Below are 23,564 nucleotides of genomic sequence, written 5' to 3'. Positions count from 1 at the left end.
CCCCCGTGCCGACCGTCATGCGCGACCAGCATGAACACATGACCTCCTCCACCCCCACCCCCGTCGCGATCGACGCGCGGGGCGTCGTCAAGAGCTTCGGCTCCGTCCACGCCGTGCGCGGCGTCGACCTCACCGTCCGTCCGGGCGAGATCGTGGCCTTCCTCGGCCCGAACGGCGCGGGCAAGACCACGACGATCGACATGATCCTCGGCCTCACGAACCCCGACGCCGGCTCCATCCAGGTGTTCGGACACACTCCCCGCGGCGCCGTCGCCCGCGGCCTCGTCTCGGCCGTGCTGCAGACCGGTGGCCTCCTCAAGGACATCACCGTCCGCGAGACGGTGGCCCTCACGGCCAGCCTGTTCGCCGAGAAGCGTCCCGTCGACGAAGCCCTCGAGCGGGCCGGCATCCAGAGTCTGGCGAACCGTCGCGTGGGCCTGTGCTCCGGGGGCGAGCAGCAGCGACTCCGTTTCGCGATGGCCCTCGTGAGCGATCCCGCACTGTTGATCCTCGACGAACCGACCACCGGTATGGACGTGGAGGCGCGCCGCTCGTTCTGGAGCGCGATCCGGGCGGATGCCGCCCGCGGACGCACCGTCATGTTCGCCACCCACTACCTCGACGAGGCCGACGAGTACGCCGATCGCATCGTGCTGATGAGCCGCGGTCGGATCGTCGCCGACGGGAGCACCGCCGAGATCAAGAATCTCGTCTCGGGTCGGGTCGTCCAGCTGACGCTCCCGGATGCCGACCTCACGGCGCTCGCGTCGATTCCGGGCGTCGATTCGGTCGAGGCCGCCGGCGAGCGCGTCACGATCCACACGCGTGATTCCGATGAGCTCGCCCGACACCTGCTGACCGCCACCCCCGCGCGCGATCTCGAGATCACCGCCCAGAACCTCGAGAGCGTCTTCCTCGCCCTCACCGCCGACGCCGCGGAACCCGCCCTGAACGGAGCAGTCCGATGACCGCCATCACCCTCGACCGACCGGTGCCCGCCCTCGGCGGGTTCACACTCACCTATCTGCGCCTCGAGCTGATGCGCAAGATCCGCAACCCGCGCGGGTTGTTCTTCACCGTGGCGTTCCCCGTGCTGATGTTCTTCATCGTCGGGTATCAGCTGCTCGACGAACCGCTGACGGCGACTCCGGTGGCATCCGGGGGAGTGTCGGTGGCCGCGTACATCATGGTGTCGATGGCGATGTACGGAGCGATGATGTCGGCGACCCAGACCGGGGCGTCGGTCGCCGCCGAACGCGCGCAGGGGTGGACGCGGCAGTTGCGCCTCACGCCGCTGAACCCTGTCGTCAATGTCGCCGTGAAGACGATCGCGGGCATGATGTTCGGTCTCGTCGCCATCGTCGCGACCTACATCGTGGCCATGTTCTCGGGCGTCGAGTTGTCGGCATCCCAGTGGATCGTGTCGGGCCTGGCCGCGTGGCTGCTCGCCGGTGCGGTCTTCACGACGCTCGGGCTCATGGTCGGCTACATGGTGCCCGGTGAGAACGTCGCGCAGATCACGAGCCTGGTCGTCGTTCTGCTGTCGTTCCTGGGCGGCCTGTTCTTCCCGCTGTCGAACATGCCGGACTTCCTGCAGGTCATCGGCAAGCTGACACCCGTGTACGGCATCGGTGAGCTGGCGCGGTCACCGCTGACGGGGGATGCCTTCGACATCGGCGCCCTGATCAATGCGGTCGTCTGGCTCGCGGTGTTCGTCACGGGCACGGTCGCCTTCTTCCGTCGCGATACGCGGCGCGGATGAGCGACGGGGGCGTCCTATGGTGAACGTGATGAACGAGCAGGCCGCCCCCGCCGCCGGGCCGGCACCCTCCGCGGGTGCCGGCTTCGCCATGTCGAACCGCGGGTGGTTCATCGGCGCGGGCATGTCTCTCGCCTGGATCGTGCCGACGATGTACACGCTGTGGGCGCAGCCTTCGGCCGTCACCATCGTGCCGACGCTTCTCGTGGCGGTCTTCGGCGGCGCCTTCCTGTGCACGGTTCCGGTGATGCGGCGACTGCAGCCCGGTGCGGTGCGCCTCGTTCCGGCGGCGGTGCTCTTCCTGCTGAGCTTGTCGCTCATTCCGTGGCTCGGCGCCGACGTGCGCTGGTTGTGGACGTTCGTCGGCGTGGCCCTCGCCGTCTCGCGCATGCGGCGCAGCATGCTCTGGATCCCCCTCCTGGTGCTGGCCGGCCTCACCTTCGCCGTGGGGGTGTGGGATGACGCCGACATCGGCAACAGCGCGCTGAACGCCGCTGTCATCCTCTCGGTGTCGGTGATGATGGCGACTCTCACCGGCAACATCACCACCCTGGCGCGTCTCCGGGCCGCGCAGCACCAGGTCGCCGAGCTCGCCGCCGAGCGCGAGCGCGGCCGCGTCGCTCGCGACGTGCACGACATCCTCGGCCACTCCCTGACGGTCATCACGGTCAAAGCCGAGCTGGCGGGGCGACTGATGGATGCCGGATCCCCGGCCGCGCGCGACGAGATCGCCCAGATCGAGCAGCTGGCGCGGGGCGCGTTGGCAGACGTGCGCGCGACGGTGCACGGTTTCCGCGGCGTGAGCATCAGCGGGGAGCTCGCCGCGGCGCGGGCCGCCCTCGAGAGTGCCGGGGTGACGCCCGACCTGCCCGGGTCGACCGAGCAGGTCCCCGCCGATCGTCGGGAGCTCGCCGGATGGGTGGTGCGCGAGTCGGTGACCAACGTCGTGCGGCACGCCGGTGCTCACGCGTGCCGCGTGCGTCTGAGTGCCCGCGGTGTCGAGGTCGACGACGACGGATGCGGACCGTCTGCCACGGCATCCTCGGGGTCGGGGCTCACGGGCCTGCGCGAACGCGTCGAGACCGCGGGTGCCCGCCTCACCGTGGGTCGCAGTGATCTCGGCGGGTTCAGAGTGAAAGTGACGTGGTGACGCGATGGTGATCCGGCTTCTCATCGCCGACGACCAGGCCCTGGTGCGCGGTGCCCTCGCCGCCCTGCTCGGGCTCGAGAACGACATCGAGGTCGTCGCCCAGGTCGGGCGCGGCGACGAGGTCGTCGAAGCGGCTCGCGCGTCTCAGGCGACGGTGGCGCTGCTCGACATCGAGATGCCCGGTATCGACGGCATCGCCGCGGCGTCGCTCCTGCGTTCCGAGGTTCCCGGATGCCGTGCCCTCATCGTCACGACCTTCGGCCGGCCGGGCTACCTGGCACGGGCCCTTCAGGCCGGGGCATCGGGCTTCGTCGTGAAGGACACTCCCGCGGCCGAGCTGGCCGATGCCGTGCGGCGCGTGTCGATGGGGCTGCGAGTCGTGGACCCGGCGCTGGCCGTCGAGTCGCTGGCTCAGGGCGACTCGCCCCTCACGGAGCGTGAGACCGACGTGCTCGCCGCAGCGCGGTCGGGCGGATCGATCGCCGACATCGCGCGGATGGTGCACCTGTCGGAGGGCACGGTGAAGAACCATCTCTCCAGTGCGATCGGCAAGACCGGCGGGCGCAATCGGGCGGACGCCGTGCGAGTGGCGGTCGACCGGGGCTGGCTCTAGCCGCGATGCGGTCGTGCGGGTCCGTCGGGCAGGAAGAGTGCCAGCGCGACCAGGGGAGACGCCACGATGCCGGTCACCGCTGTCGCGACGGACCAGGAGCCGTCGATGTACAGCGTCCGCCCACCGCCGCCCGGGTCCTTCGTTCCCGTGTAGGTGACGAGGTAGGGGACGACGATGGTCGTCGCCGCCTCGGTCGCGACGATGGCCAGCAGCATCAGCCCGGTCGCCACCAGGGCCGCGGCGATGAGCGGGGCCAGGACGAGGGCGAACGCGCGACCGGCGCTGAACTTCATGGGGGCACCCTCCGCGCGAGCCGCTCGCGCGGCTGCCGGGTCTCCTGCCCGGACCGACGACACGCTAACGGCGCCCGCTTCCGCCGCCGAGGGGGGTGGGCGCCGTTTTCGCCCGACGCCGTGGCGTTTTCGCCCGTGAGCCGTCATTCGTGCCGATCGAACCCTTCGCCGGTCGAGCAGGGAGAGCCCGGCAATCGCGGGTGGCGCGGGTGGTTCCGCCCGCCGGGCGGGTGAAACAGGCGCTCTCACCGCCGCGGCGATGGAACACTGGCGAGTCGACCAGACCTCGAGAGAACGAAGCTCCCCGTGCAGAACACCGTCGACATCTCGCTCATCATCTGCGTCTACGCGGTGGTGATCGGCGCGGGCTGGGGCACGCTGGTCGACCCACTCCGGCCGGCGTCCTCCTGGATAGCCGCTGGCGGAGCGGTGCTGACGGGGTTCCTGATCGCTGGCCTCGCTCCCGCCGCGGTGATGTCCGCCCCGCTCCTCGTTCTCGCGTTCAGTGTCGCGACCTTCCTTCGCGACCGCCGGTGGCGCCGCAGCCTCATTCCGAGAGAGTCGTCACCCCGAACGCCACCGCCTCCTGCTCCGTCAACATCCGCGAGCGAATGAGGAATCGCATTCCCGTCGGACCCTCCACCGAGAAGCCCGCCCCGCGCCCGGGCACGACATCGATCGTCAGGTGAGTGAACTTCCAGTACTCGAACTGCGATTCCGACATGTAGACCTCGATGGGGTCGTCGAGGCCCACGTCGACGGTGCCCAGCAGTACGTCGCTCGGCCCCGTGAGGAACATTCCCACCGGGTAACACATCGGTGAGCTGCCGTCACAGCAGCCGCCCGACTGGTGGAACATCAGCGGGCCGTGCTTCACCGTCAGATCGCGCAGGAGCGCGGCCGCGGCGTCCGTCACGTCGACGCGGGAGAGCTGCTCCATGTCCCATTCCTTTCGTTCCATGTCCCCAAATCGGCGGCCTGAAGTGGCTCCAGACCACCGATAGTGGGACATGATTCGGGCCAACCCGCCGACGCGCCACCCGCCGAGAGGGAATGCGACCCCCGGAACTCTGCCCGGGAGCCGCACCCGCACTCAGAAGAAGCCCATGGCCCCATCGGCATACGACACCAGCAGGTTCTTCGTCTGCTGGTAGTGGTCGAGCATCTTCAGGTGGTTCTCGCGGCCGATGCCGGACTGCTTGTACCCGCCGAACGCCGCGTGCGCGGGGTACTGGTGGTAGGTGTTCGTCCACACACGCCCGGCTTCGATGGCGCGGCCGGCACGGTAGGCGGTGTCGCCACTGCGGCTCCACACACCGGCGCCGAGGCCGTAGAGAGTGTCGTTGGCGATCGAGATCGCATCATCGAAGTCGTCGAACGAGGTCACCGACAGGACGGGACCGAAGATCTCCTCCTGGAAGATGCGCATGTCGTTCGTGCCCTCGAAAACGGTCGGCGCCATGTAGTAGCCGTCCGTCAGGTCGCCGCCGAGATCGACGCGTTCGCCACCCGTCAGCAGCTTCGCTCCGCCCGCTTTGCCGATGTCGATGTACGACAGGATCTTCTCGAGCTGGTCGTTCGACGCCTGTGCTCCGATCATCGTCTCGGGGTCGAGCGGATTGCCCTGGCGCACCTTCTTCACGCGCTCGAGGCCGTCACCGAGGAATTGGTCGTAGATCGACCGCTGGATGAGCGAGCGCGACGGACACGTGCACACCTCGCCCTGATTCAGCGCGAACATCGTGAAGCCCTCGAGCGCCTTGTCGTAGTACGCGTCGTCGCTGCGCAGAGCGACGTCTTCGAAGAACACGTTCGGGCTCTTGCCGCCGAGTTCGAGCGTCACGGGGATGAGGTTCTGCGAGGCGTACTGCATGATCAGACGCCCCGTGGTGGTCTCACCGGTGAACGCGATCTTGCGGATGCGCTTGTGCTGCGCCAGCGGTGCCCCCGCCTCGATGCCGAAGCCGTTCACGATGTTCACGACGCCCGCCGGCAGCAGGTCGCCGATGATGTCGAACAGGAACAGCAGCGATGCCGGGGTCTGCTCGGCCGGCTTGATCACGACGCAGTTGCCCGCGGCGAGCGCCGGCGCCAGCTTCCAGGCGGCCATGAGGATGGGGAAGTTCCACGGGATGATCTGCCCGACCACACCGAGCGGTTCGTTGAAGTGGTAGGCCACCGTGTTCTCGTCGAGCTGGCTGAGCGAGCCCTCCTGGGCCCGCAGCACGCCCGCGAAGTAGCGGAAGTGGTCGACGGTCAGCGGGATGTCGGCGGCGAGCGTCTCGCGCACCGGCTTGCCGTTCTCCCACGTCTCGGCGACGGCGATCTTCTCGAGGTTCTCTTCTATGCGGTCGGCGATCCTGTTCAGGATGACGCTGCGCTCGGCGGGAGTGGTCTTCTTCCACGACGCGAACGCCTTCCAGCCGGCGTCGACCGCGCGGTCGATGTCGTGCGCGTCGCCGCGACCGACCTCGCAGAACGGCTTGCCGGTGACCGGGGTGATGTTCTCGAAGTACTCGCCGCTGTGCGGTTCGACCCATTCGCCGCCGATGTAGTGCCCGTACCGCGAGCGGTACTCGGCGACGGCTCCGCGGGTTCCGGGAGCGGCGTAGACGCTCGAGACGCCTTCTTCGACGATGGTCATGCGTGTCTCCTTCGACGGTCATGAGTCGCCGCGACGGCTTCGGGCGGCGATGCGCCGACGCTACGCCGGGGGAGGTTGCATCCGGTTGCGCCCGGGACGCGCGCGCGGGCGGACGGCGGCGTAGCTGTCCCCACGAGACCGCACCCGATTGCCGAGACCGCACCCGATTGGCGGCAAACGCATGCGTCCTCGTCAAAAGGATGCGGTTCCGATCACCCGCCGTCCGTCCGCCGCCCGGGGTGGGCACGCGCGGCGAGAGAACGCCACCGGGTCCGACGCGGGGACCGCGGCCCCCACACGCACCGACGACGGATGCCACGACCCCGAGGCTGTGGCATCCGTTCAGCGCGGGAGGCTACGCGTCGGCGTCAGCCAACACCGACCGGAGCGGCGGAACGTTGACCTCGTGCAGGTCGACGCCGTCGAGGCGCTCGATGCTCTGCACGCGCGGGGCGATGACGCGATCGTCGGCGACGATCCAGCTGCCGACCAGCAGGAAACGGTCGTTGCCGGCCGTGATCGGTCCGGTGAGCGCGAAGGTCTGGTGCGTGGGGGTGAGGAACGTCACGCGGACGGGCGTGCCGTGGGGGAGGGTCGAGGGATCGACGACGTCGGCGCCCAGAGCGGCCTCGGGCTGTTCGATACCCACATCGATGCGCTGGATCTCGGAGCTCGTGGCGAGGATGACATCACCGACGAGCGGCTGACCGCCCACGCCGATGCGCACGGTGCCCTCGAGGGCGTACAGGCCATAGCGGGGGGAGCGGACGATGACCCGGGCGATATCGCCGGCCTTCACCTCGGCGAGGGCCTCGCGAATGCGCCCCACGTCGCGACGGGCGCGAGCTGCCGAGAAGATGTCGAGCGTTTCTTCGTCCATATGTTCAGCGTAACGAGGGGTTCCGACATCGGGAACGCCCGCGGCCCATCGCCGGGCGAACACCCGGCGAACAGGGCCCGCTCACGCCCGCTCGAGCCGCTCCAACCGCGCGACGAGCCCCGAGCGCTTCGGAGAACGCGGGGGGAGCATGCCCAGACACAGCCGCAGCACCTCCTGGTCGTCGCACGCCTCGGCGGTCTCGGCGTAGGCGAGGAGCACGTCGACGCTCGCCTCGGCGATGAGCGCTTCACGCAACGCCGAGCGGACCGACTCGCGCACCTCGACGACCCCGGGTGCGTCCGACTCCGGCAGCACCGAGCCCGCGTACGCCGCCAACGCCACCCGGTGCGCCCCGCGATCGAGCAGCGACAGCACGTGCTGCGCGTCGGTCTCGAGATCCTCCAGCAGGCGATAGGGCCGGGATGCCGGAACCAGACGCGACGCGACGGGGACGAGCGCGCGGCGCAAGCGCACCATCTCGGGCCGCAGCGTCTCGACGGCGGGGTGGCCGTAGACCGCTTCGCTGAGCGCCTCGGCCGACAGCCCTTCCCGGTGCACGGCGAGAAGCAGCAGGATCTCGGCGTGCCGCGCGCTGAGTTCCCGCACCGCCCCATCCACCTCCAGCAGTGCGCGATCGCGACCCAGGATGCGCAGCAACGCGCGCGACGGCGCCGCCCGCTTCGGCGCGGGTGGATGCTGCGCGCGCAGTCGCGCGACGAGGATCTCGCTCTCGATCGCGCGGGCCGTGGCATCCACCAGCAGTTGAGCCTGGGGCGTCACGGCCTCGGGCCCGCCCGTGACGTCGATCACACCGATCAGGCGCCGCGTCTCGGGATCGTGCACGGGAGCCGCGGTGCACGACCACGGCTGCACGAGCCGGTTGAAGTGCTCGGCGCCGCGGATCTGCACCGACCGGTCCAGGGTGAGCGCCGTTCCCGGGGCCGAGGTGCCCACGGCGTCCTCCGCCCAGTTCGCGCCCGCGACGAAACCCATGTCGCCGGTGAGCGTGCGGATGTGCCTGTCGCCCTCGACCCACAGCAGGCGCCCGGCAGCGTCTCCGACGGCGACCACGACGCCCGATTCCTCGGCCGTGCCGGGCAGCAGGAGCGACCGCACCATGTCCATCACCCCCGCCAACGGATGGGCGCGACGATAGGCCTCGAGCTCATCGCTGGCGAGCTCGAGCGAGGGAAGCCCCTCGGGTCCGACCAGCGACGCCAGCGACCGCCGCCACGAGTCCTGCACGAGGGGCCGCACGTCGTCGAGGCGTCGATCCTCGTTGCCGGCGAGCAGCTCGTCGTGGGCGCGCGCGATCAACAGTCCCGAGGTCTCGGGAGAGATGGCCGGTCGCGACCAGGAAGAGGACACAGGACTCCCATCGGCGGTGACGGAGGTGGGTCTCAGTGTAGGTCGACGGCCGTGTCGAGGGGAGGGGTCGGGCGTTTCGGGGCGCGAGCGGTGCACCGGGGCGGTCAGTGAGCACCCCGCTGCACGAAACGTGCCCCGGATGCCTCTCATCCGAAGCGGGCAGCACGCACCCCGAGCGTCGTCGTCAGACGAACGGCGTTACCCCCGCGCCGCCCACCACTGCCGCAACCGCTTCTCGGCCTCGTCTTCGCCGAGCATGCCCTCGTCGAGGCGCAGCTCGAGCAGGAACCGGTAGGCCTCGCCCACCTCGCGACCGGGCTTCACACCCAACACCTCTTGAATGCGGTTGCCGTCGAGCTCGGGGCGGATCGCGTCGATCTGCTCCTGCTCGCGCAGGGCGGAGATGCGGTTCTCGATGTCGTCGTACGCGGATGCCAGGCGGTGGGCCTTGCGCTTGTTCCGCGTGGTCACGTCGGCCCGCGTGAGGATGTGCAGGCGTTCGAGCTCGTCGCCGGCGTCGCGCACGTAGCGTCGGACCGCGGAGTCGGTCCACGCGCCCTCGGCGTAGCCGAAGAACCGCAGGTGCAGTTCGACCAGGCGCGAGACGACGGTCGTGGTGTTCGCGTCGAAGCGCAGCGCCTGCAGACGCTTGCGGGCCAGGCGTGCGCCCTTGATGTCGTGGTGGTGGAAGGTCACGCCGCCGCCCGGCTCCAGGCGCCGCGTCGCGGGCTTGCCGATGTCGTGCAGCAGCGCCGCGAGACGCAGCGGCACGTCGGGGGCGGCATCCGGATGCCGTTCCTTCTCGAGCGCGATGGCTTGGCGCAGCACCGTGAGCGAGTGCTCGTAGACGTCTTTGTGGTGGTGGTGCTCATCGACCTCGAGGCGCAGCGCCGGTACCTCGGGCAGGAACTCGTCGATCAGGCCGGTCTCGACCAGCACCCGGATACCGCGGACGGGGTCGTCGGTCTGGAGCAGCCGTACGAGTTCGGCCTGCACGCGCTCGGGGCTGACGATCTGCAGCGAGGCGCGCAGCTCGACGATGGCGGCGAGCGTGTCGGGGTCGAGGGTGAACTCGAGCTGCGACGCGAATCGGGCTCCGCGCAGCATGCGCAGGGGGTCGTCGCCGAAGCTCACCGCGGGATCGATGGGGGTGCGCAGGCGCTGGGCCAGCAGGTCTTCGACGCCGCCCGTCGGGTCGACCAGGGTGCGGGCGGGAACCCGTAGCGCCATGGCGTTGACCGTGAAGTCGCGGCGGTTGAGATCGGCCTCGAGCGTGTCACCGAACTCGACCGTGGGCTTGCGGGTGACGCCGTCGTAGCTGTCGGCCCGGTAGGTCGTGATCTCGACCTGCTCGCCCTTGACCCTGGCGCCGATCGTGCCGAAGGCCCGACCGACGTCCCACTGCACCGACGACACCGGCTTCACCAGGGCGAGGATCTCGTCGGGACGCGCGTCGGTGGTGAAGTCGAAGTCGTGGGTGATCCGGCCCAGCAACGCGTCGCGGACGGGTCCCCCGACCAGGGCCAGGTCGCGACCGGCGTCGGCGAAGACGCGGGCGAGCGTGGCGACCACGGGGTGGGCCGCCAACTCCTCCAGGCGCGCGAGACCGTCGACCATGTTCAGCATGCCTTCGAGCCTATCCGGGGCCGCCGACAGCCACCGCAGACGTGCTCCGCGCCAGACGCGAGGGCCGACGGCACCCTGTCCGCAGACACCGGCGGGTGTCAGTCGTCGGCGAAGTCCACGAACCCGGTCACCAGCAACTCACGCACACGCGGGAGCAGGTCGGCGCGGAGGGCCTCGGCATCCACTTCGAGCAGCTGCGCGATCGCGTCGACGAGCACGCCCACCGACAGATCGCCGTCGCACGCGCCCACGAGCGCCGCCAACGCGGGGTCGACCTCGAGCGTGCGCGCGAAGCCCCCGCCCTGGCGCAGCTCGATGACCGAGGGGTCCTCTTCACCCGGTCGGTGGTGCCGAGCCTCGGTCACGTCGGGGGCGACGCGCAGCACGCTGTCGGCCAGGCTCTCGTCGTCGAGCAGCGCCGCGCGATCGTGCGCGGCGAGGCAGGCGGCCAGGTGCGGCCCGAACCACGCCTCGCCGCCGCCGTCGACCCGCTCGAAGCGGGCGAGCGTGGGGGCTCCGGCGAGAGGCTTGCGCACGAGCACGTAGCCGAAACCGATGCCGGTCACCCCCCGCTCGGCGAAGTCGTCGAGCCAGGCGTCGATCAACCGCGCGTACGCGGGGGTTCCGGCGACCGTGCCGCCGTCGCGCACCCACAGTTCGGCGTAGGCGAGCGGGTCGAGCACCTGCCGCTCGACGACCCAGGCGTCCATCGACGTTCCGATCCAGTCGCGCACCCGGTCGAGCCCCGACTCACCCTCTCGGTACTCCCAATTGCCGAGCGACTGCGCGACACCGCCGGGGGAGAGGTGCGCACCCACACCGCCGATGACCGACGCGACGAGCGCGTCGCCCTCGAGACCACCGTCGCGGTATTCGTACGCCGGAACGCCGGCCACGCGGGGAGTGATGACGAACGGGGGATTCGAGGCCACACGGTCGAACGTCTCGCCGGCGACGGGTTCGAACAGTGAACCGTGCCGCGTCTCGATGCCGTCGACGTCGTTGAGCAGGGCGTTCAGCCGGGTGAACCGCAGCGCGCGCTCCGAGATGTCGGTCGCGACGACGTGGTCGACCAGACGACGCAACCGCAGGGCCTGGATGCCGCACCCCGTGCCGAGATCGAGGGCGGTGTGCGCGCGACGCGTGAGCTGCAGCCGCGCGAGGGTCTCGGAGGCGCCCCCCACCCCGAGCACGTGGTTCTCGGGGAGCGGGCCCTCGAGCGCCGACTCGTCGAGATCGCTCGCGATCCACCATTCGACGTCGCCCTGGTCGTCGGAGAACCCCTGCGGGCGCAGCAGCACCGCCGGGGTGACCGCATCGCCCGACGCCTCGATGAGCCCCAGAGTCACGGCTCCGTCGACGCGCAGCGCGGGCAGCGCCGCCTCGACGTCGCCGCGTGCCACGGGCAGTCCCAGACCCCAGAGGCGTCCCAGCACGGCCAACGCGTCACCCCGGTCACCCAGCGCGCGCGTGGCGGGGCGACGCAGGCCGCGGGCGAGAGCGTCGTCGGCTTGGGCCCCCCACGCCTCTCTCAGCGCAGCGCTGGCGAAGCCCGCCGCGCGGAGGTCGTCGGCGAGGGCGCGGCACAGCAGGGCGTCGGGTTCGGGGAGCACCGGTCCATTCAACCGTCTGCGCGGGGCTATCGGGGGGCTCCGAGGTGCGCGGGCCTAGACTCAACGCGGTGCGAGGCCCCCTCGTTCCACCGACGCTCGTATGAACGTGACCTCCCAGCCTCCGGGCTCACCCGTGCCGCGGCGCTCCCTCACGCGCCGGCTGCTGGCGACCCTCGCCGCCGGCGCCCTGGCGTTCGGACTCGCGGTCCCGGCGATGCCCGCCGCGGCTGCCGCACCGATCCCCTCGCCGTCGGCCTCGACGACGCCGGCCGTCCTGTCGGCCGCACCCGTCGCCAACGGCATCCTGCGCCCCGGTGAGGCGCTGACGGTCGCCGTGACCCTGGCGGCGGGTTCCGGGGCGGCCGTCGCGACCCCCGTCGGCCTGCAGCTGGGAACGGCGCCCCTGAGCGACGACGCGGCCCTCGAGCGCTGGCTCGGCGGCGACACCGCCGGAGTCACCCTGCAGCAGGTCGCCACCGGATCGATGGATGCCACCGCCTCCGGCGCCCAGACCACCACGGCGCTGTCGGTACCGGCGACCGACGCCGCGCTGGCCGGACGCGCGGCGGGCGTCTACCCGGTGCGCGTGACGGCCGACGGCGCGGGTCTGCGCACTCCGACCGTGGTCGTCGTTCCGAATGACGCGGGCGCGCAGACGCCCGTCGCCCTCGTCGTTCCCATCACGGCCGCACCGATGACCCGGGGGCTGCTGAGCGCGAGCGAACTGGCGGAGCTCACCGCGGTCGACGGCGCTCTCTCGGCCCAACTCGATGCGGTCGACGGAACCGGGGCGACCCTCGCGGTCGATCCCGCCATCCCCGCGGCGATCCGGGTTCTCGGCTCGGCCGCACCCCCCACCGCCGTGGCCTGGCTGCAGCGTCTGCTGGCGCTGCCCAACAACCGCTTCGCACTGCAGTTCGGTGACGCCGACATCGCCGCGCAGCTGCGGGCCGGCCTCACCGCCCCCCTCTCACCGACGTCGCTGCAGTCGTATATGACGGCCGCCGACTTCACCCAGCCCGCGCCCGCCGTCTCGGCGGTGTCGACGCCCGATCCGTCGACATCGGCGACGCCGGGCCAGCCGTCCTACCCGTCGCTGACGTCGCTGCTCGACATCGGTTCCGCCACCCCGAACGTCTTCTGGCCCGCGACCGGATCCGCCGGCGCCGACACCGTCACCGCCCTCGGTGCCCTCGGGACCGCCGATCAGCCCGCCCACGTGCTGGTGCCGTCGACCAGCGTGGTCGGGGGCGCACGTCAGGCCGCCGCCGCCGTGGCAGGCGTATCCACCCCCGTCTACGACGCCGAGGTCTCGCGTGCTCTCGCCGACGCCGCCGGACAGAACGACACGACTCGACGGGGGTCGGCGCTCGCGGCCGCGCAGGCGTACCTCGCCCTGGCTCGCGCGGCCACCGGTGACCAGCCCGTCCTCGCCATCCTCGACCGCGGCACCGACCGCTCGCGCGTGAGTCTCCGCGCGACCCTGGGCCTCGTCGCGACGGCGCCGGGGTACAGCAGCTCCACGCTCGCCGCGGTGTCGACGATCCCGGCATCCGAGACCACCCTCGCCGAGGCGACGGTCGACACCGCCCGCGTCACCGATGTCGCCGATCTGGTCGCCGATGAGCAGGTCATCGACCGTTTCGCGACGATCCTCGACCAGCCCGAGCTGCTCACCGGACGCGAGCGCGCCGAAGTCCTCCAGGTGACGAACGTGTCGTGGACGGGGGATGCCGCCCGCAAGGCCGTCTCGGACCACCGCGCCGCGACGCGTACGACGCTCGATTCCGTCGGCATCCTGTCGTCGGATTTCCGACTCGTGAGTTCCAGCGCGCCGCTGCGGCCGTGGGTGCGCAACGACCTGCCCTGGCCCGTCACGGTCGTGATGGCCGTGGACCCCAACGACGTGCGACTCCGCGTGCAACCCCGCACGACCGTCAACGCTCAGGCGTCCGCCAACACGCGCGTCGAGGTCCCCGTCGAGGCGCGCATCGCCAATGGCGAGGTCAGCGTCGCCCTGCAGCTGTACAGCCCCACCGGAGAAGCCGTGGGCTCGCCGCAGGTGGTCGACGTCGAGGTGCGGGCCGAGTGGGAGAGCATCGGCCTCATCGTCATCATCCTGCTGATCGTGGCGTTCCTGAGTCTCGGCGTCGTGCGCACCATCGCCCGTCGCCGTCGAACGCGCGCCGAGGGCGACGAGACTCCGGATGCCGACCCCCCGCCCGACGGCAGCATCGTGCGCAAGAGCCCGGATGCCGATGGGCGCAGCCCGGCATCGGACGACAGCGCCCCCGACACCGACGACGACGGCACTGACCCGCTGTCATCCGAATCCACCGAGGAGAACCGCCCCGTGAGCAGTATCGGACGGGCGAGTGTGCTCATCGGAGCGGGGACCATCGCGTCGCGCCTGACCGGTCTGCTGCGCACCATCGTGCTGGTCGCGGCCATCGGTTCCATCGGTGGCGCGGGTGACGCCTTCGCCGTCGCGAACCAGCTGCCCAACAACATCTACGCGATCATCTCGACGGGTCTGCTGACCGCCGTAGTCGTCCCGCAGATCGTCAAGGCGGCCGCGCACGCCGACGGCGGCCAGGCATTCGTCTCCAAGCTCTTCACGCTGGGCACGGTGGGCCTGCTGGGGGCCACCGCGCTCGCCATGGTCGCCGCGCCCCTGTTGGTGCAGGTGTACGCGAGCAAGTTCACCGACGATCAGCTGGCACTGTCGACCGCCTTCGCCTACTGGTGCCTACCGCAGGTCTTCTTCTACGGTCTGTACGCGCTGCTGGGCGAGATCCTGAACGCCCGGCGCGTCTTTGGCCCGTACACGTGGGCGCCGATCGTCAACAACGTCATCTCGATCGCCGGGTTCGGCGTCTTCATCCTGATCTTCAGCGGACCGCAGGATCGCGTCGACGCGTGGACGCCCTCGATGATCGCGACGCTCGCCGGCACCGCCACCGCCGGCATCGTCGTACAGACCCTGGTGCTGCTGTTCTTCTGGCGGCGGGCGGGGCTCACGCTGCGGCCCGATTTCCAGTGGAAGGGCGTGGGCCTGCGCCACATCGGGCGTCTCGCGGGCTGGACCTTCCTGATGGTCGTGGCGGGTCAGCTCGCCGGCATCGTGCAATCCAACGTGCTCTCGGGCGCCTCGGGGAACGACCCCGCCATCTTCGTCTCTCAGAACGCGTGGCTGCTGTTCATGCTCCCGTATTCGATCATCGTGCTGTCGATCGGAACGCCGTACTTCACCCAGCTCAGCGAGCACGCGGCCGCGGATCGCCACGACCAGGTGCGCGCGGACATCTCGCGCAGCATCCGCACGCTCGGCTTCTTCATCGTCGCGTCGGCCGCGGCCCTCGCCGTCGCCGCGGTTCCCGCCAGCCGCATCTTCACCACGAACGCGGAGCAGGCCGTCGCCGCGGCACCGGTGCTGCTGTGCTTCCTGGTCTGCCTCGTGCCCCTCGCCGTGCTGTTCGTCGTACAGCGCACCTTCTACGCGTACAACGACACGCGCACACCCTTCTTCTTCACGCTTCTCCAGTGCGCCCTCGTCGCCGGCGGCGCAGTCCTCGCCAGTGCCGTTCTCGGTCGCGGCGAGCTGGCGGCGGGTGTGGCCCTGACCCAATCCATCGCCAGCGTCGTGCAGGTCGTCGTCGCTACCGTGCTGCTGCACCGTCGCCTGTCCGGCATCGGAACGGCATCATGGCTGCTCGCCCTCGGCAGGTTCGCGTTGGCCGCCCTTCCGGCGGCGGCCGCCGGGTACGGGGTGCTGCTGCTGCTCGGTGGCACGGATGGCTGGACGACCAGCAGCGCCCTCGCGGGAGCGGCAGGTGCCGCCATCGTCGGCTCCGTCGTGCTCGCCGTGTACCTCGGCATCCTGGCGCTCTTCCGCACCCCCGAGCTCGCGCCGGCGCTCGCCCTGGGCCGACGCTTCCTCCCCCACCGCTAGCCCCGGGTTCCCGGAATATCCCGGGGCTACCATGGGTTTCATCCGACGGAATCAACGAAGGGAACGCGCTACCGTGCGTCACGTCATCATCATCGGATCGGGCCCCGCCGGCTACACCGCCGCCATCTACGCCGCCCGAGCCAACCTCGAGCCCCTCGTCGTCGCGAGTTCCGTCGAAGCCGGCGGCGACCTCATGAACACGACCGAGGTCGAGAACTTCCCCGGCTTCCCCGACGGCATCCAGGGTCCTGACCTCATGGCCAAGATGCAGGCGCAGGCCGAACGCTTCGGAGCGCAGGTGTTGTACGACGACGTCGTGTCGCTACAGCTCGACGGCCCCGTCAAAACCGTCACGCTCGGCAGCGGCAAGGTCGAAGAGGCTATCTCGGTCATCTACGCCACCGGCTCCGCGTACCGCAAGCTCGGACTCGAGGGCGAAGAGCGACTCTCGGGCCGCGGCGTCTCGTGGTGCGCCACGTGCGACGGCTTCTTCTTCCGTGACCGCACCATCGCCGTCGTCGGCGGCGGCGACTCCGCCATGGAAGAGGCGAACTTCCTCACCAAGTTCGCGTCGAAGGTCTACATCATCCACCGCAAGGACTCGCTGCGGGCGTCGAAGATCATGCAGGAGCGTGCCGTCGCGAACCCCAAGATCGAGTTCATCTGGAACTCCGCGGTCGACGAGATCCTGGGCGACGACGCCGTGAACGGTGTGCGCCTGCGCTCGACGGTGGACGACACCGTGAGCGAGCTCCCCCTCGACGGTCTGTTCGTCGCCATCGGCAACGACCCCCGCACCCACCTCGTGCACGACAAGCTGCAGCTCACCGACCAGGGCACCATCTGGGTCGACGGCCGTTCCTCGCGCACGTCGGTCGAGGGTGTCTTCGCCGCCGGCGACGTCATCGACCCGACCTACCGCCAGGCCATCACGGCCGCCGGCAGCGGTACCGTCGCTGCCCTCGACGTGGAACACTTCCTCGCCGCCCGCGGCGAGGCCGGCGAGCCCGCGGTCGCGGAGAGCCCCATCGAGGGCCTTCCCGACGCCGCTGTCGTCTGAGGAACAAAAGAACGCTCACCAGCGTTTTCATTCACTGAAGCTTCCATCTAAGGAGATATGCAATGACTGCCAAGGCGACGACCTCCGCAACGTTCGAGCAGGACGTCCTGCAGGCTGACGGACCCGTTCTCGTGGACTTCTGGGCCGAGTGGTGCGGACCGTGTCGCATGGTCGCCCCCGTCCTCGACGAGATCCAGAACGAGAACTCGGGCAAGATCACGATCCTCAAGCTCAACGTCGACGAGAACCCCGACCTCGCGATGAAGTACCAGATCACCTCCATCCCCGCGATGAAGGTCTTCCAGGGTGGTGAGGTCAAGACGACCATCATCGGTGCGAAGCCCAAGTACGCACTCGAGCAGGACCTCGCGCCGTTCCTCGGCTGAGTCCCCGCGATCATCGAATCCCCGGCGCCACGGCGTCGGGGATTCGTCGTTTCCGAAAGGGACAGCCCTGCCGAGGTGCCCATACGGCGAGAGAGGGATGCCGGTACGCCACCGCCGCTCGACGGAACGCGGTCGGTGCCCGACGCGAAGCGGTGCCGGCTTCGCCGGCGCGGGGGTCTCCCGCCGTCAGGAGGCGTCGAGTCGAGCGCTGGCGTCCCACACCCGGTGCGACTCCTCTTCGCCCAGGATGCGCCACACAGCCCGCGTCAGAGCCGGATAGTCGAGGGCGATCTGACGGAGCACACGGTAGTTGCGGGCGCGATTGGGGCGAACGCCGCCGTTCTCTGTGATGTTCTCGGCCCGCAGAGTGAGGACCACGAGTTCATCCACGTTCGGCAGGTCTTCCATGAAGTCCCAGGGATCTTCGCCGCCCCGCAGGCGTTCGTGAATCAGCACCGCGAGTTCGTCAGACGCCTCGGCACGCAGCAGCTCCAGGCTGGCACGACGGCGAGGGTTTTGGTCGTTCGAAGTCACCCATCCAGGTTACGTCGAGCCACCGACACCAGGATCGTTTGGCGCCCGGGTGTGTACAAGTGTGCGCACCTGTGGGGTGGGTCTCAGCCCGTGTACCCGTCTTCGCCCAGGGTCGCCAGGATCCGGTTCAGATCCTGAATCGAGGCGAAATCGATGCTGATCTGGCCTTTTTTCGCGGTGAGAGAGACGCGGACCTTCGTGTCGAACCGATCGCCCAAACGCTCGGCGACCTCGTCGAGGCCTGCACGACGCGAGCCTGCCTGCGGTTTCTGCCGCACCGGCGCCACCCCGGGCATCTTCGCCGCGGCTTCGGCCGCGCGCACAGACAGATCCTCGTTCACGATCTTGTCGGCGAGCTTCTGCATCTCGCGCGGGTCGTCGAGCGACAGGATGGCGCGGGCGTGTCCGGCACTCAGGACTCCGGCCGCCACTCGCTGCTGAACGGGGACGGGCAGCTTCAACAGGCGGATCGTGTTGCTGATCTGCGGGCGCGACCGGCCGATCCTCGTGGCGAGTTCCTCCTGAGTGATCCCGAAATCCTCGAGCAGCTGCTGGTAGGCCGACGCTTCTTCCAACGGATTCAGTTGGGAACGGTGAAGGTTCTCGAGCAGAGCATCACGCAGCAGGTACTCGTCTTCGGTCTCACGGACCACCGCGGGGATGGTGTCGAGGCCTGCCTCGCGAGACGCGCGGGTGCGGCGCTCGCCCATGATGAGCTCATAGGTGCCGTCGCCCTTGTCCCGGACCACGACGGGCTGCAGCACGCCGAACTCGCGCACCGAGTGGACGAGCTCAGCGAGATCGTCGGAGTCGAAGTGCGTGCGCGGTTGACGCGGGTTGGGAACGATCAACTTGGGGTCGATGTGCACGAGCCGCGCGCCCGGGACCGTGACGAGACCATCTGCCTCGGCAGATGCGTCAGTCTTCTCCGCGGACTCCGCCGTCGACGAGCTCGACGCACCGGGGAAGAAGACGTCGACCGGACGGGACTCCGACGGCTCTGCGGTGGGAATGAGGGCGCCGATACCGCGACCCAGACCGGTTCTCTTCGCCATCAGGAATCCTTCTTCGTGGTGTCGCGCGCGACGATCTCAACCGCCGCCTCACGGTAAGCGATGGCCCCCGCTGATTGGCCATCGTACGCGATGACCGTCTGACCGAAGCTCGGCGCCTCGGAGACGCGCACCGATCGGGGAATCACCGTGTCGAGGACCTCGTGGGTGAAGTGCGAACGTACCTCTTCGGCGACCTGCTGAGCGAGACGCGTACGGCCGTCGTACATCGTCAACAGGATCGTCGAGACGTGGAGCGAAGGATTGAGGTGCTTCTGGATCATCTGCACGCTGCCCAGAAGCTGACTCAGGCCCTCGAGCGCGTAATACTCGCACTGAATGGGGATCATGACCTCATCGGCGGCAGTGAACGCGTTGATGGTCAGCAGGCCCAGGGACGGCGGGCAGTCGATGATGACGAAGTCGAGGTGATTGTCGTCGATCGCGAGGTAGTCGCGGAGAGCTCCGCGCAGTCGGTGCTCCCGAGCAACCTGCGAAACAAGCTCGATCTCAGCGCCGGCGAGGTGAATGGTGCTCGGTGCGCACAGAAGATTCGGTGACTCCGGGCTCGTCTGCACGATGTCGGCGAGCGGGAAGTCGTCGATGAGAACGTCATACACACTTGGCGTCTCAGCGTTGTGAGCGACTCCCAAAGCGGTCGACGCGTTGCCCTGTGGATCGAGATCGATCACGAGGACGCGAGCCCCGATCGACACGAGAGCGGCAGCCACGTTCACCGCGGTGGTCGTCTTCCCCACCCCGCCCTTCTGGTTCGAGACAGTGAAGACGCGGGTGCGTCCCGACAGCTCGACCTCGCGCGAATCAAGGGCACGGCGTCGCGCAGAAAGGTCAGCGATCTCACGAGCGATGGGGGAGTCCTCGAAGGAAGAGGACGCAGATGCCCCATCGGACTGTTTCACGTGAAACACCTCTCCGTTGCCGAACTTGCTCAGTCTACTCGCGCCATCCCCGGATACCCGGGTGGCACCGTCATTTGTGCAACCAACACAGCTCGACGGGGTTGTGCCGGTCCACCTTTCTCCGCGGACGGCTATTCTCGCGCCGCGATCACGATGAGCGTCCATCGCTCTGTCCTCGGGTGAGACCCGAGCCTTCCTGCTGTGTCCTGTGTGGCGGGATCATGGGGCAGGACGTCGCGGCTGAAGAGGCGAGCTGCCCGCACAACTCGCTGCGGGCAGCTTTGAGTGGACGACTCCCACGACATGTGAGGTGTCTGCCCGACTGGCTTCAGGGAGCGGAGGGTTAACGGTGCAGGCACCTGGCGATGCGATCCGCCGACACTGACGGCTCTCGTCTCGCAACAGGATCCAAGCTCCCCGGTTCACGCTGGGTTGCGTTCTGTACTGCGTGGCTGCGCCTGACCGAGAGTTGCGCGTGGCATATGCGAACGCGACCGATGTGTTTCACGTGAAACATCAGCCATCGCTGTTGCCTGAAAGTGGGTGCGTGGCTCGGTGTCATCGGCAGGCCACTAGTCAGTGAGCGGCCACCCACCTGTGAACCAAGGCGTGTGCTCTCGTCCTGACCGGGCTCGACAGGGCTTCCAGCCAGATCCGAGGGGAGTGCGGCGCACAGCCGGAAGCGCGGTGTCGTAACGATGGCGGCAGGCAGCGGTGTGGCTCCACGCGTGCACGCATGCGGGAATGTTTCACGTGAAACATTCCACCCCGTCCATCCAAACCCGAGATTGCGGCGATAGGGCCGGCATCCCCCGCGCCTGGAATGCGCTCGAGACTACCCAGGTCCCCGTCGACTCGCTCCGAACGAGGATGTTCATCCTGGCGCATCGCCCAGCCAGGACTGCCCTGCGCGCGTTCGATCGCTCAGTGTTTCACGTGAAACATCGCCCAGCCTGGCGCGTGCGCATGATTCGCTCGGTTCGCTTCCCATCCGGACCTCGACTGCCGGGAAGGAGACCTTCCCATCTGGCACCATTGCCCAATCTCAGGACACCCCAGTCAGTCGACCATCATCGCGCCCCGCTGCCCGCCGGAGCGAGAGCCCTCAATGGGCCATTACCGCCCGTCGGCTCGACTGCGGCACGCATCTGGGGGTAACCAAACCGGTGCATCATGAGGCTCGTCTCTCCCTTCGGGGCACTGGTGTCCAGGTCGGCTTCGATCGTGGTCCGCAGATGCGCCTTCTCTGAGCAGCCCAGCGCCCCACGTGAGCGCATACTCCGGCCTCGATCACAGCTTGCACGACGATCTCCTGCCGTTATGTGCGAGTCGACGCCGGTCACTTGTGGAGGCAGCGAATTGGGATACTCGTCCACCATCGGGGGAGTGGGGTCCGTCCTTCGCGTCATCCCCGACGCGCACGAAGCAGGTTCGCACGGAGCGCGCCCAGAGCATTCTGATGCAGCAGACACGTGCAGCGCCCGCGAGCTCGGCGGTCACTGGTCAAGCCGCGTTCCCGGTGGGTCCCCGATCGACGCTCAGACAGCATCTGAAGTCCGACCCGCTCCAGCATGACGATGGCCAACGCGCTTCACGACGCGATCCCTGTCGTAGACGGGCGCGGGGAGACAGGGCTCCCTGTGCGCCGCTTACTGGTGCAATGCGGCGGATCTATCGGCCGGTGACATGCGCGATGTTTCACGTGAAACATGGACTGTCATTCAACGCCCCGGACTTCGGCGTTATACCCGTGGACGTGGACCTGACGCCCCACCAAGTGGCCAAGAGTTCCTCGGATCCGACGGAGCCCAGCACTGGACACCTGCGGTGCTCGTGGGAGCTCGATACACACCTATCGGTGTCGGCAAGATGAGCGGCCTCACCGGTATCTGGCCTCCGGATCTCGGGCACCGCTACTCCCGAAGTGACGTCACTTCTGTGCTTTCACGTTCTCGAGCCGAAGAGCTACGGCACTGGCTCACCACCCTCACGCATGACCTGGCCGAGCCGCAGCGACGCGACCCGCACAGCCACTCGCGCGCTCTCCTCTCTGCTCGAATCGCTGGGTGGTCGCGGCGCAGCAAAGCGCGGGCGCCTCAGCGTGTCGGGCGACGCCGCTCTCTGAGCCGCGCAGAAGCCGGAGTACGCCGCGACCGCCTCTCGACCATGCAGGGGAGCATCCACGGGAGCAGGGGTACGGCGTCCTCTCACCTTCCCAGTGCGCTGTCCCGCCACCGATGCGGCAGCCCGTGCGCATGAGAGTGCTCCCGACCGCACCTGGGCGCGGCTGCGACAACACACTTCGCCGCGCGGTGCATCTCCCTGCACGACATAGGTCCGGCACGAAAGAGGTCCCGGCACGACGTGCGTCCCCGCACGGCCCACCGCCCAGCACATCGCATCAGCCGGCACACACGACCGGCGCGGTGGCTCCCGGGGATGGCCCGTTCTCGCCAGGCCGAGCCCCAGTTGCCCGGAATGGCGCGCGCCCGGATGCGACTACCTCGGTGTGGCCTTCCGTGCACCGTCAGCTCTACGCCGGGCTCTCCACGCAGCGGTGACCTCCACACGAGACGCCGAGTGGTTCTGCGGGGCGCGCGCCGGCCTAGTGTGCACCGTTCGGCCGGCACCGTGCCGGTCGATGACGGAGGCGGTCAGTGAGCCCGCGACCGTGAGGAGATCCCGTCCTCATCCGAATCAGGCGCCGTGACCACGTCGCCAGTCCACGGGAGGCATCTCATCACAACCCACCCTCCGTCACGTCGATCCCTCCGGCGAGACGGCTTGTTGGGAGAACGACTGGTTGAGACCAGGGCTGTAGCGAAGCAGGCCAGACTCCCGGCGGCTGACCGAGTCATCTCTGACCGCGGTAAGTCAGGGCACCGCCATCGCTCATTGCGCAAGCCTCCCACGTCCCGTGAAAGGCGTCGCGCGGATCAAGCCGCACGCACTTGCGCCGCCCGCACAGGACCGACCATTCGGAAGGTTCAAGACGCCCCTCTGGAACCAACGTCTTGGGCAGAGGCAACCGAAAGGCCAGCCCATACCGACCGATCCGCGTGTCGGCCCGAAACTACACCCCAGTCCCACGGGGAGCGCCTGGGCGCGCAGCAATGGGCGGGGGAGCGTCCCGACCATTGATTCTCTGCCGCGATTCCGCGCCCGCGAGACGAGAGCTAGGCGATGAGCTCACGCGGGATCAGCCCGACACCGACGCTCTCTCCTGCCCCGAACTTCAATGTTTCACGTGAAACACACACGGGCCGGTTCAACAGCAAGCCAGAGAGTCGAGATGTTTCACGTGGAACATAAGAGCGACACCGCATACCCGCGCCTGCTGGTCACCTCTCGCTGACCCCTTAGCCTCTCCCTGCAAGCGCGCGCCACACACGGGCTTCAACCGGGCGCAGATCACGTCACCGTCCGCCCCCGTACTCCATGCCGTGCAAGACGGTCGTCCTACTCTGACCGCCCCGAAATATTCTGATGGTCACAACCGAGTTCCCGTGCGCCGCTCCAAAACACGGTGCACGGTGCACAACGCTGGCCCAGGCCCACACCCCGGTCAGGGGAGCGTCGAACACCGACTTACGGCTCACGCCCAGACGCCCCGGGCCCCGCCCACGACGACCGCGTCGAGCTGACTCCACAGCCCGTGAGCAGCCACCTCACGATCGTCACCGTGCATCACGGGATCCCACCCATCGTGGGGCA

Annotated in this window: 17 protein-coding genes; 7 read left to right on the top strand and 10 right to left on the bottom strand. The window is 69.0% G+C overall.

Annotated features, from left to right (window positions below; translation table 11 throughout):
- The first annotated feature begins 38 nt into the window (after positions 1-38).
- From BJP65_RS09090 to BJP65_RS09075, 4 genes are read left to right on the top strand one after another with little or no spacing between them, the layout of a single operon-like run.
- Entirely contained in the window at positions 39-968 is a 930-nt protein-coding gene (locus BJP65_RS09090; RefSeq protein ID WP_070409928.1) for an ABC transporter ATP-binding protein, read from the top strand.
- A complete protein-coding gene (locus tag BJP65_RS09085; RefSeq protein WP_070408920.1) occupies positions 965-1,762 on the top strand; it encodes an ABC transporter permease in 798 nt (265 codons plus the stop codon). Before BJP65_RS09090 ends, BJP65_RS09085 begins: the two co-directional genes overlap by 4 nt.
- Positions 1,763-1,790: 28 nt before the next feature.
- Positions 1,791-2,909, top strand: a complete 1,119-nt coding sequence (locus tag BJP65_RS09080; RefSeq protein WP_258027448.1) for a sensor histidine kinase — start codon at positions 1,791-1,793, stop codon at positions 2,907-2,909.
- A gap of 7 nt (positions 2,910-2,916) precedes the next feature.
- A complete protein-coding gene (locus tag BJP65_RS09075; RefSeq protein ID WP_082509391.1) occupies positions 2,917-3,522 on the top strand; it encodes a response regulator transcription factor in 606 nt (201 codons plus the stop codon).
- Here BJP65_RS09075 and BJP65_RS09070 read toward each other — a convergent pair.
- The 7 genes from BJP65_RS09070 to BJP65_RS09040 form a co-directional block, all read right to left on the bottom strand.
- A complete protein-coding gene (locus BJP65_RS09070) occupies positions 3,519-3,815 on the bottom strand; it encodes a hypothetical protein (RefSeq protein WP_070408919.1) in 297 nt (98 codons plus the stop codon). The genes BJP65_RS09075 and BJP65_RS09070 overlap by 4 nt on opposite strands.
- 547 nt (positions 3,816-4,362) lie before the next feature.
- Positions 4,363-4,755, bottom strand: coding sequence for a DUF779 domain-containing protein (locus tag BJP65_RS09065; protein WP_070408918.1), 393 nt, complete (start codon positions 4,753-4,755; stop codon positions 4,363-4,365).
- A 153-nt stretch (positions 4,756-4,908) separates the two neighbouring features.
- The gene (locus BJP65_RS09060; RefSeq protein WP_070408917.1) at positions 4,909-6,459 is read right to left on the bottom strand and encodes an aldehyde dehydrogenase family protein; all 1,551 of its coding nucleotides are present in this window, start codon (positions 6,457-6,459) and stop codon (positions 4,909-4,911) included.
- A gap of 355 nt (positions 6,460-6,814) precedes the next feature.
- Positions 6,815-7,339 (bottom strand): hypothetical protein, encoded by a 525-nt coding sequence (locus BJP65_RS09055; protein WP_055832358.1) that lies wholly within the window; start codon positions 7,337-7,339, stop codon positions 6,815-6,817.
- An 81-nt stretch (positions 7,340-7,420) separates the two neighbouring features.
- A complete protein-coding gene (locus tag BJP65_RS09050) occupies positions 7,421-8,707 on the bottom strand; it encodes a GAF domain-containing protein (RefSeq protein ID WP_070408916.1) in 1,287 nt (428 codons plus the stop codon).
- A gap of 198 nt (positions 8,708-8,905) precedes the next feature.
- Complete coding sequence (locus BJP65_RS09045; protein ID WP_070408915.1) at positions 8,906-10,333, bottom strand: CCA tRNA nucleotidyltransferase; 1,428 nt, start codon at positions 10,331-10,333, stop codon at positions 8,906-8,908.
- Between the two features lie 98 nt (positions 10,334-10,431).
- Positions 10,432-11,946 (bottom strand): methyltransferase, encoded by a 1,515-nt coding sequence (locus tag BJP65_RS09040; RefSeq protein WP_156784856.1) that lies wholly within the window; start codon positions 11,944-11,946, stop codon positions 10,432-10,434.
- Between the two features lie 106 nt (positions 11,947-12,052).
- Here BJP65_RS09040 and murJ point away from each other — a divergent pair, with 106 nt between their 5' ends.
- From murJ to trxA, 3 genes are all read left to right on the top strand, one after another.
- Positions 12,053-15,898: a murein biosynthesis integral membrane protein MurJ gene (gene murJ / locus BJP65_RS16870; RefSeq protein ID WP_219811342.1), complete on the top strand. Its 3,846-nt coding sequence runs from the start codon at positions 12,053-12,055 to the stop codon at positions 15,896-15,898.
- 73 nt (positions 15,899-15,971) lie between these two features.
- On the top strand, positions 15,972-16,958 hold the full coding sequence (gene trxB / locus BJP65_RS09030; RefSeq protein ID WP_070408913.1) for a thioredoxin-disulfide reductase: 987 nt from the start codon (positions 15,972-15,974) through the stop codon (positions 16,956-16,958).
- Positions 16,959-17,020: 62 nt separating this feature from the next.
- Complete coding sequence (trxA, locus tag BJP65_RS09025) at positions 17,021-17,344, top strand: thioredoxin (protein ID WP_055832344.1); 324 nt, start codon at positions 17,021-17,023, stop codon at positions 17,342-17,344.
- A gap of 186 nt (positions 17,345-17,530) precedes the next feature.
- On the opposite strand, the gene BJP65_RS09020 is transcribed toward trxA, so the two are convergent.
- From BJP65_RS09020 to BJP65_RS09010, 3 genes are all read right to left on the bottom strand, one after another.
- A complete protein-coding gene (locus tag BJP65_RS09020) occupies positions 17,531-17,878 on the bottom strand; it encodes a hypothetical protein (protein ID WP_055832342.1) in 348 nt (115 codons plus the stop codon).
- Positions 17,879-17,961: 83 nt separating this feature from the next.
- On the bottom strand, positions 17,962-18,933 hold the full coding sequence (locus BJP65_RS09015) for a ParB/RepB/Spo0J family partition protein (RefSeq protein WP_070408912.1): 972 nt from the start codon (positions 18,931-18,933) through the stop codon (positions 17,962-17,964).
- Positions 18,933-19,859: a ParA family protein gene (locus tag BJP65_RS09010; protein ID WP_374754284.1), complete on the bottom strand. Its 927-nt coding sequence runs from the start codon at positions 19,857-19,859 to the stop codon at positions 18,933-18,935. The genes BJP65_RS09015 and BJP65_RS09010 overlap by 1 nt, the downstream gene beginning before the upstream one ends.
- Positions 19,860-23,564 lie beyond the last annotated feature (3,705 nt).

This window comes from Microbacterium sp. BH-3-3-3, from assembly GCF_001792815.1.
Lineage (GTDB): Bacteria > Actinomycetota > Actinomycetes > Actinomycetales > Microbacteriaceae > Microbacterium.
This window is presented reverse-complemented; position numbering and strand designations above follow the sequence as displayed.